At 41.0% G+C, this 11,364-nt stretch carries 1 protein-coding gene and 2 pseudogenes; 1 reads left to right on the top strand and 2 read right to left on the bottom strand.

Annotated elements, in window-relative coordinates:
* Position 1: 1 nt before the first annotated feature.
* A pseudogene (locus H6G08_RS38425) lies at positions 2-115 on the bottom strand (hypothetical protein); the annotation flags it as partial.
* Positions 116-118: 3 nt separating this feature from the next.
* The gene (locus tag H6G08_RS34330) at positions 119-1,783 is read right to left on the bottom strand and encodes a WD40 repeat domain-containing protein (protein WP_190551374.1); all 1,665 of its coding nucleotides are present in this window, start codon (positions 1,781-1,783) and stop codon (positions 119-121) included.
* A gap of 1,983 nt (positions 1,784-3,766) precedes the next feature.
* On the opposite strand from H6G08_RS34330, the pseudogene H6G08_RS34335 reads away from it, so the two are divergent.
* Positions 3,767-11,137: pseudogene (locus tag H6G08_RS34335) on the top strand (putative Ig domain-containing protein); the annotation flags it as partial.
* Positions 11,138-11,364: the final 227 nt, after the last annotated feature.

The following is an 11,364-nucleotide window of genomic DNA, read 5'->3' on the forward strand; positions in this document are numbered from 1 at the left end:
TGATTGTTTGGTCTTCATGTCCACTGGCAAGTAAGTTTTGTTGCCCATTATGGGCTATAGCATAAATAGCATTGCTATGTCCTTGGAAGGTTTTGCTACATTGTCCAGTTCCAATCTCTCAAACTTTGGCTGCATGGTCATCACCACCACTGGCGATTAAATGTCCTTGGGGGTGAAACGCAACTGACCAAATCCGATTTGTATGCTTTTCTAGTGTATCCAAACATTTCCCGGTGTTGATATCCCAAATCTTTACAGTTTGGTCATAGCTGCCACTTACTAGCAAATTCTCCTTGGGGCTGAATGCTACTGAGGTTACTACTCCTGCGTGTCCTGGCAATGTCATTAAACACATCCCAGTATGTATATCCCACAATTTTACTGTTTGATCAAAACTGCCACTTGCTAATATTTGCCCATCTGGACTGAAGGCGATCGCTTTTACCCATTGCTGATGTCCTTCCAAGATTTGCACGCAGCATTCAGTTTCTCTATCCCACAGCTTGATTGTATTATCCTCACCAGCCGTGGCTAAGATTTGACCTGCGGGATGAAAAGCTACACTCCACACACAAGCATGATGTCCCAATAGAGTTTGGCTACATTTCCCTGTGGCTAGATGCCAGACTTTCACTGTATGGTCATAGCTAGTACTAGCAAGAAATTTCCCATCAGGGCTAAAGGCTATCGATGTGACAATGCTAGTGTGTCCTTGCAAAGTATGGAGATATTCCCCTGTAGTCGTGTCCCAAAGTTTAATTGTATGATCCTGACCGCAACTAGCTAAAATTGGATTTACAGGGCTAAAAGCAATATTCCAGACCCAACTGTTATGTTCTTTGCAGCTAAATAGCTGTTTACTATTGCTGACATCCCAAATATTAATTTCTCCATTTGTATCGCTGGTAGCAAGACGGCATCCATCAGCACTAAAGGCGACGCTAGTAATGCCGCCAAAAGTTGCAGCAAAAACACAATCTCGAAACGTTGTTTGGGTAAAGTTAACGCGATGTAAATTGAGCGATGCCTGCGGCGGGCTGCGCCAACGCAAATCGCACTCGCGGACTTTGAGATGAGAAAAGTCATATCCAGTTAAATCAGTTTCTAATTGTGCCAATAAATGCAGCAGATTGCCGCCACCATAGCCAACTGTATCAATAGCTTCATTTTGCAACCTTCTAATTAATCTGCCGAGTTTATGCTCCAGTTGATGAACAGAACCAAGGGTTATTTCTAGTTGATTGAGGATCGGCCGCGCAATCAGGTGAATTTGACTGTCGCGGATGTAGTCTTTTGCTTGAGCTTGCATCAAAGCATGAGTCAGCAGATATTTTGGTGATTCTGTAACTATCTCCTGGCAGACTTGTTCAATTAAGGAGTCTGTCACGTATTCCATGACGACAGGTTGCTGTGTAAATCCAACCGTATTGCATTCTATCAAGCTACGCCAGCGTAAAGACTCTAGCGATGACATTAACTGAGGCTTAGACAATGCTGGTGTCAAGACTGCTTGCAATTTATCTGGGGATACTTTCTCCCGATGAATTGCCAGCCAATACATTACTTGTTGCTCTAAGGTGGAAAGCCTTTGGAATTGCTGCTCTAAGAGATTACCTATACCTTGGAAAATAGTTGTACCTGCGGTCAGAAAACTGGCAATATTGCTTTTATGCAAGTCCCGAATTGAAGTGGCAGCTATTTTTAAAGCTAGTGGATTACCACCGTAACACTCAACCAGTTGCCGTGTTTCATCTTCAGAACCTGATAGTCCTTTGAGTGTCAAAATTGTTTGTCCGGCGGCGACTTCTAATCCTGATAAAGCTAAAGTACGAACTGGTAATTGATCGCCTTCTAAAGCTGCAATTTCCGCAGGTTTTTCCCGACTGGAGAAGGGGCTGATGTTAACTCTTTAAAAACAGTGTGGTTGGTAGAAGATTTGAGTGCATTCCCTGAGATAGAGATTCGCCATGCAACCGATATCAATGGAGCAAATGGTGCTTTTGCTGCGGCGACTAACAGAATTTACTTATCACAAGAATTTATTGCAAAACATCAAGGAAATGTAGGAGCGATCGCAGCCGTGTTGCTAGAGGAGATTGGGCATTTTGTTGATGCCAGAATTAACACGTTTGATACACCTGGAGATGAAGGAGAAATTTTTGCACTGGTAGTACAAGGGGCTGAGTTGACACCTCAACAATTAAATGTATTGAGAGGAGAAGATGATTCAGCAACCATTAATCTTGATGGGCAAGTCATTCAAATTGAGCAAGCTGTTAGCCTTGACAAGCTCAAAAGCTCTTTAGGTGAAGTCAGCATTATACTAGACGGTATTAAATCTACTCTAACAGATAGTATTCTCAAGGCTTTGCCAGTAATTGGCGATCAGCTAAAAGATAATACTCAGGTCAGTCAGTTGATCGCGGTCATTAATGATTTGCAGTCTGTTATCAAAGATATTCAGTCTGCCAATTTTGGCAATGTTGATGCGTTGGTTTCCGAGCTTAATAAGAAAGTAGATCAGAATTTGACAAAGTTAGGCTTTAATACCAATGTCATTGATTTTGTTAAAGGATTAGAGAGTGGCAACGAAGTTAAAATAAATTTAAACTTCAATAAAGAACTGACTTTATCCAGTTTACCTGTTGATCCCACCTTGGGTCTGTTTAAGTCTGCTGGCTTTGGAAACTTTGGGGGAAGCATTAAACCTATCCTAAATCTTAGTCTAAATGGATTAGAGTTTGGTGTTAATTCTACGGGATCTGCTTTTCTTAACAAAGATAACTCCAAAGCTAGTTTAGATATAAAGTTAGACAACGCTTCAGGAATAAGTGGTAAGCTTTTTAGTGATGTTTTAGGTGTTACTTTAACTCCTTCAGAAAATCTCGGTTTTGGTTATGAAATAGCTCTGAATAATATCAATAATTATAAATTTAAAAATCCTAGTAATAGCAAATTATTTGACTTTAAGATTAAAACGGATCTTAAAGATGCTCCTAGTTACATCCCTGCTGTTCCTGATATTAATGGTTCTATTAAATTAGATTCAAATGGCTTTTCACTAAGCGATATTACGCTTGATATTTCTAGTTTACAAGATGGCTTTATTGGTAAAATTAAGAACACTATTGGGAAAGTAGTTGAACCTATTAGGCCGATTGTAGATTTGTTGCTAAAACCTGTACCATTAGTCGATGAATTATATCAAAAATTTAATGCTAGTGCTCCTGACCTATTTAAAGAATTAGGAAGCTCTGACACTGATTCTAACAATCTATCTATTCTTGATGTTATTACATTTGTTGCCAAGACTCAGAAAATCAATTTTAAGCCAGCGCCTGTTGTCGAGATATTAAATGGCATTTATAGTTTATCTGATCTAAAGTTTAAATCTGTTCCACTTGGTAGTATCAGTTTTGATAATCAAGGTGGAAAGGTCAAAACTTCTGAAAAGAATGCTAATTTAATTCAGAGTGGTTCTGTAGCTGGTAACGGCTTAAAAATTCCACTTTTTGAAGATCCTAGTAATACCGTTCTGGATTTATTACTAGGAAATAATGTAGATCTTGTCACTTATAAACTTCCTGATTTTGAGTTAAAAGGCACCATCACTCAGGTAATTCCAATTATTGGGCCTCTAGGGCTTTCTGTGGGCGGGAGCTTTGATATCAAAACTCAGTTGGGTTTTGGATTTGATACTTCTGGGTTAAAAACTGGAAATATAGCCAATAGTTTGTACTTTACAGACACAGTTAATGGCAAGGATGTGCCAGAAATCAACCTAGGTGTCGGGCCAACGTTTGGGGTAGGGGTACAAGTTGGTGCTGCTTCAGTTGATGTATTTACAGGACTTGGGATCAATCTTGGAATAGATTTAGCTGATGAAAAAGATAAAGATGGGGACAAGAAATTCCGCCTGAACGAAATTGATATTACCAAGCCATTAAGTATCTTTAACTATGATATAGGCTTTAATGGACAATTAGGTGGTTCTATCAAAGTCGCAGGGGCTAATATCTTTAGTCCAGCAGTAACATTTCCTAAAGACCCAATTAAACTAACTTCAATTAGTGGTGATCGACTTCAAGCTGAGTTAGACAAATTAGTTTCCGAGTTTAAGGAAGTTAAAGAAAATACTGTAGATAAAGCAGTAGAGGCAATTCAGAAAGTTCTAAACTTAATTAAAGATCCAGTTCAATTACTAAAGGAAGGGCTAGGTGCTCTTGGCGATCTGAAAGATAAGGTTGATGCTGTAGCTAAGGAAGCACTGGCAAATTTAGACTTTACCGATCCTAACAGCCCGCTCTCTAAGGCTTTGAAAGATTTAGATCCAACTAACCCTAATGGTTTTGTTGGTGAGCAGGTTGATGTAGTTATTAAGGGTTTAGAGCAAGTTATCACCATTGTTGATGTTGATCCAACTAATCTTAAGTTTTCAGATTTAGATCCAACTAACCCTAATGGTACAATTGGTAAACTATTTAACTTATTTGGTGAGACATTTGATGATATTGCGGGTGTTTATAATTTTGGCAAACAAGACCGACAAGATATATTTGATGAACTTCAAGATGAATTCAATAGTGCTATAGATTCAGCGAAAAATATACTTAAAAAGCTATCGCCTATTAGTTTAATTCCAGATTTAAGTTCCCCTAATTCACTAGACTTTAGTAGTCCTCAAGCTTATAAAGACGCTTTAACGGAGTTTCCTAAAAAGGAAGAAGAAAATAAACTCGCGCAAGCTAATCAATTAGCTAGCATTAAGGATGATATTGGCAAGATCATCAATTCTTTGAACACTGCATATAAAGTTCTTGCACAAAAAATTAAAGGTAATGATTTCAAAGAGATAATTAAGCAGGATCAGCTAGAAAAAGGAGTCACTCTAGAAGGAGATGAAAAAGATAATGTACTTGTCACCACTATCGGTAATGATACCCTCATCGGAAAAGCTGGTAATGACAAGTTAACTAGTGGTGATGGAAGCGATACCCTAAAAGGTGGTAGTGGCAACGATATCCTTAATGCAGGCGAAAAAGGGGATATCTTAGAAGGTAACAGTGGCGACGATGAACTTTATGGAGGTGAAGGAGATGATAAACTCTATGGAGGTTCTGAAAATGACATTCTCTATGGCGGTGATGGCGATGATGTCATATTTGGCAGTGATGAGAACCAGTTTTTCACCCAGGGTGACAATGACACCATTTACGGTGGAACAGGCAACGATACCATTAACCCAGGTTGGGGTGATGATGTCGTTGATGGGGGTACAGGCACAGATACCTTAGTCATTGACTACTCCACTCTCCCCACACAAGCTGTGACTTGGGTAGTTTCACAACAGGAAAATGGACAATATCCTGTTTATATTGCTAATGCCTATGGAATTGGCACACCTATTAAGACTTATATTGGTGCTACTTATGGCTACAGTGTAGCTATTTCAGCAGATGGGACAACGCTTGCTTCCTATAGCGATGAATATACTCATCGTGGTCTTTGGGTACAAAAAATTGATCGTCCCGCATCTCCTGTACTAATTACAACAGAAAATGGATATAGTGTTCCTTCTTTGACAGCAGATGGTAGTAAAATTGTCTGGATTGAAGGACAATTAGCTCCTTATCTTGAAGCTCATCATGGTATTTGGATCGCTAATACTGATGGTACAGGCGTAAGACAAATTATCAATAGTAATGGTTTGAAAGACGTTACTATTTCTGGAGACGGAACAACTATCGCTTGGTCGGATCAAAATAATGCAATTACTGTTGCAAATGTAGATGGTAGCAATGTTAAAACCATCGCTATTGGTAGTTACCCGGATCTGTCAAGGGATGGTTCTAAAATCACTTGGCTTACTGGCAATTCCATATTTGTCTCAAATAGGGATGGTACAGCTATTCAAGGATTTTCTGATGAAGTACCTCCTAGTAATATTACCTATGCAAATTATTCATCATATTATTACGAGTTAAAATATTTGGGAGATTATGGAATCAATGAACAACATTTAATTGATTTATTATATAGATCAGTTGATGATCCGAAGAAAATTGGTTCTACACCTTATAGTTCAAAACCTGAAACTTATTTCACTTCCAAACCATCAATTTCAGAAGATGGTTTAACCGTGTCTTGGAGTCCGTACGTTAAAGAGAATTTTTATGGCGGGCAGAACTATTCAGTTTACTTGGGAACTAACGCATACACAGAGGTACGAGTTGCTAAAACTGATGGTTCTAGCATTTGGACTGTTCTAGGTAGTCGAGGCATTGGTTCTAGTATTCCTGCACCGATTGCTGGTGATAGAATTGCCTACACAAATGGTACTCAACTTATTGTCAATAGCATATATGACAATGATAATGGCTCACCAAACTACAAGGCTACTCCTAGTCAACTTCTTCCTGCGACTCAAGCCAATTTCATTAAAGAATCTAACGTATTTTCTCTAGGCATAGGCGCTCATGCTCAAACAATTGATTTATCTCGCTACGTTAATTTAGGCGTTCGCTACAACTCCTTTGACTTAGCTACAGGAAGCGGTGAGATTTCTACATGGGGGCCAAGTCGCATCCGCTACAGCAATATTGAAAAATTCGACATCACTGGAACTCGCTACGGTGATGAATTATTTGGTGGCAACCTTGATGATATTCTCACAGGTGGCGGTGGTGCAGATACCCTCAAAGCTGGTTTAGGGGATGATACCTACATTCTTAATCCTCAAAATGCGGGTGGCAGTCAAATTGAGGATGCTGGTGGTACAGATACCCTACAACTAACAGGGGTTAATCTCTCCTTAGCCGTTCCAGCAGCCGGAATTTTCGGCATAAGACGGGCTGGAACAAGCTTAATCATTGACCTCAACAAAGATGGAATTGCTGCTTCAAAAACTGACCTCACCATTTTTAACTTCTTTGATGCTACGGGAACTGGTGCAGGAACAGGTTTTATTGAAACTGTCGCTAATTTATCTGGCAAAAATATTCTTAATAATCTGCAAATTGGCGACAATACCATTTTTGGCAGCGCAGAGAATGGCAATGATTTACTGCAAGGAGGAAACGGTGACGATATCCTTGCACCAGGTTGGGGGGATGATGTTGTTGATGGTGGTGCGGGAACAGACGTTTTAGTATTAGATTTTTCCAATTTACCCACCCGTGCTGTTGCTTGGAGTACCTTTTCTAATACATCAGGTAACTCCCTGCAAGAGTTTTTCATTGGCAATGCCTACGGTATAGGAACTCCTCTGAAAATTAGAGAACGTAATTCTACCTATGGTGATGGGCTTCCGTTCGCTCTTTCTGGTGACGGGAAAACCTATGCTTATTTCAATTATGATAATGATCCAGCTAACACTGGATTATGGATAAAAAAAGTTGATGGTTTTAGTACCCCTATAAAGATCGATGAGTTTGCTTCTGAAATTGTTTTTTCAGCAGATGGTAGCAAGATTGCTTGGATTAGCGGTGGGGTTTATGTAGCCAATAGCGACGGGACTGGAAAGACTCAAATTACTGATCTGGGTAGTAGATTCTTATCTATTTCTGGTGATGGTAGTCAAATTTCCTGGGGTTCTTATAATATTAATTACGGTAGCGATAAACTTTTTGTTGCTAATACAGACGGCACAAACATCCGCACAATTTTTGAAGGCTATTCGGATGGCGGTTTTTTATCAGAGGATGGTTCTCAAATTATTTGGCGAGGTGTAATAAACAGCCAGATGGGTATTTGGTCAGCAGATACCAGTACCAGTTCTCCCGTTGTCAAACCATTTGTTAACACTCCAGGTCTTTTATTGAGTAGTAATGGAATAAAAGGTATTTGGGAACGTGGCAATAATGCTATATATGTTAGTAGTACCAATAGTACAGAAGTCGGGCAAATAGTAGAAAGCCATAATTTCAAAAATGTTTATAATTCTTCTGGCCCAACCTATCCAGTTTTAGCTGCTGATGGCGAAAAAGTCGCTTTTATTAAAGGACTGAATTTAGACGAGAGCAACTACTTTGGCTTATATGGATTGTATGTTGCGGATTCTGATGTAGATGGCAATGCAACTCTAATTACCACAGCTAACTTTAATAATACAGGTGATTTCGGTTTCGACAACCGCCTTGCTTTGTCTTCTTACGTTGACATTGGCGTTCGCTACAACTCTTTTGACTTAGCCACCGGAAGCGGTGAAATTTCAACTTGGGGGCCAAGTCACGTTCGCTACAGCAATATTGAACGTTTTGATATTACTGGAACTCGCTACGGTGATGAATTATTAGGTGGCAACCTGAATGATAAACTCACAGGTGGCGGTGGTGCAGATACTCTCAAAGCTGGTTTAGGCGATGACACTTATATCTTGGCAGCCCAAACCGCCGGAGGAAGCAAAATTGAAGATATAGGGGGAACTGATACTCTCAACCTCACAGATATTACGCTCTCTCTATCTACTCCTTTCGCTGGGATTGCTGGGATACAAAAAGTTGGGACAACTTTAATTATTGACTTAAATAAAGACGGGATCGCCAATCCAAATACCGATTTGAGTATACTCAACTTCTTTAATTCCAATGGTGCAGGTGCGGGATTTATAGAAACGGTAAACAACCTTTCTGGCACTAATATTTTGAACAAACTGCTAGGAATTACTCCGAATCTCGCTCCTGTAACCCAGGCAAATAAAACTTTAACAATTTTAGAAGATGCTGCACCTACTCCTTTAGCAATTATTGCTCCCAGTGATGCAGATAACGATCCCTTAACCATCACTATCACCGCCGTTCCAGAAACAACTAAAGGCATAATCCGCTTACCTGACAATACAGTTGTCACGGCTAACACAACCTTAACCGCTCAACAACTAACTAGCTTAGTTTTTGTCCCAGTTGCCAACGCCAATGGCAGTGGTGGCAGTTTCAGTTATACTGTCAGTGACGGCAAAGGCGGTACAGCATCTCAAACCATTACCTTAGAGATTACTGCTGTTAACGATGTACCTAGTGTACAAGCAGCACTCATCGACCAAGTTGCAACTGAAAATACAGCCTTTAGCTTTACCATCCCAGAAAATACTTTTGCAGATATCGATGCAGGTGACAGTCTCAGCTACAGTGCAACATTAGAAGATGGTTCATCTTTACCCGCTTGGTTAACTTTTAACCCTGATACTCGCACCTTCAGTGGTATTCCCAGCCTTACAGATGCCGGAACACTCAGTATTAAAGTAGAAGTTACTGACACAAACAATGCTACTACTAGCGATATCTTTGTCATTAACATCACCAAAATCATCAATAATCTCATAGGTACATCTGGTAACGATGTCATTCAAGGAACAGCTAACAACGATCAAATTCAGGCTTTAGGCGGTAACGATCAACTCTTTGGTTTAGCAGGTAATGATACTCTCGATGGCGGTACCGGCAAAGATACCATGATCGGCGGGTTAGGCGATGATAGCTACAGCGTCGATAACAGTGGCGATAAAATAGTCGAAAACGCTGATGAAGGAACTGATACTGTTAGCTCATCCATTAGCTACACCTTAGGAAATCATCTCGAAAATTTGGTTTTAACAGGCAGCAGCAATCTCGCAGGCATAGGTAACGCACTTAACAACTTCATTACAGGTAACAGTGGCAATAATACCCTAGATGGTAAAGCCGGTGACGACACCATGTCAGGGGGGCTAGGCAACGATAATTACATAGTTGACAGCCAAGCAGATGTAGTCATTGAAAACGTTGGCTCAGGCATAGATAGCGTCATTGCCTCAGTAAGCTACACTTTAACAGATAACGTAGAACGGCTTACCCTGACAGGTACAGCAGACATTAACGGTACAGGCAACAACCTCAACAACAGTATCACTGGTAATGCTGGCAACAACATCCTCACAGGCGGTGATGGCAATGATAGCCTTAACGGTGCAGTCGGCGATGATATCCTCAGCGGTGAAGCTGGCAATGATACTCTGATTGGGGGGGATGGCAATGATACTCTAATTGGGGGGGATGGCAATGATATCCTCAACGGTGGAGTTGGCGATGACAGCCTCAATGGTGGAGTCGGCAACGATAGCTATACCGTTGACAGTATTGGTGATGTCGTCATCGAAAATGAGAACTCAGGTACAGATACGGTTAGTGCCTCAATTAGCTACACTTTGACAGACTACGTAGAACGGCTCACCCTCACAGGTACAGCAGATATCAACGGCACAGGCAACAACCTCAACAACAGCATCACTGGTAACGCTGGCAACAACATCCTCAACGGTGGTGATGGTAATGATAGCCTTAATGGCGGGCTAGGTAATGATACTCTCATTGGAGGCGATGGCAATGATATCCTCAACGGTGGAGTTGGCGATGACAGCCTCAATGGTGGAGTCGGCAACGATAGCTATACCGTTGACAGTATTAGTGATGTCGTCATCGAAAATGAGAACTCAGGTACAGATACGGTTAGTGCCTCAATTAGCTACACTTTGACAGACTACGTAGAACGGCTCATCCTCACAGGTACGGCAGATATCAACGGCACAGGCAACAACCTCAACAACAGCATCACTGGTAACGCTGGCAACAACATCCTCAACGGTGGTGATGGTAATGACAGCCTTAATGGTGGGCTAGGTAATGATACTCTCATTGGAGGCGATGGCAATGATATCCTCAACGGTGGAGTTGGCGATGACAGCCTCAATGGTGGAGTCGGCAACGATAGCTATACCGTTGACAGTATTGGGGATCTAGTCATCGAGAATGAGAACTCAGGTACAGATACGGTTAGTGCCTCAATTAGCTACACTTTGACAGACTACGTAGAACGGCTCACCCTCACAGGTACGGCAGACATTAATGGTACAGGCAACAACCTCAACAACAGTATCACAGGTAACGCTGGCAACAACATCCTCAACGGTGGTGATGGTAATGACAGCCTTAATGGTGGGCTAGGTAATGATACTCTGATTGGGGGCGATGGCAATGATATCCTCAACGGTGGAGTTGGCGATGACAACCTCACAGGCGGTGACGGTAATGATATTTTGTTAGGTCAGGCTGGTAACGATGTCTTAACTGGCGGTTTTGGCAGCGATAAGCTTACAGGTGGAACTGGTAATGATTTGTTTGTTTATACTTCCTTAGGTGATGCTGGTGACACAATTACCGATTTTGAATTGGGCTTAGACCAAATTGTGGTGAAACAATTGCTTAACAGTATTGGATATGGTGGCTCTAAGAGGGTGTTTGAAAAGTTTTTAGGGGTCAAATTTTATGCTAGCCGCCTCACCATAATACGGATCATAGCAAGGTAGATAAAGGTTTCTGAAGTTTCGGGTAA

The sequence above is a fragment of the Calothrix anomala FACHB-343 genome, from assembly GCF_014696435.1.
GTDB lineage: Bacteria > Cyanobacteriota > Cyanobacteriia > Cyanobacteriales > Nostocaceae > Aulosira > Aulosira anomala_A.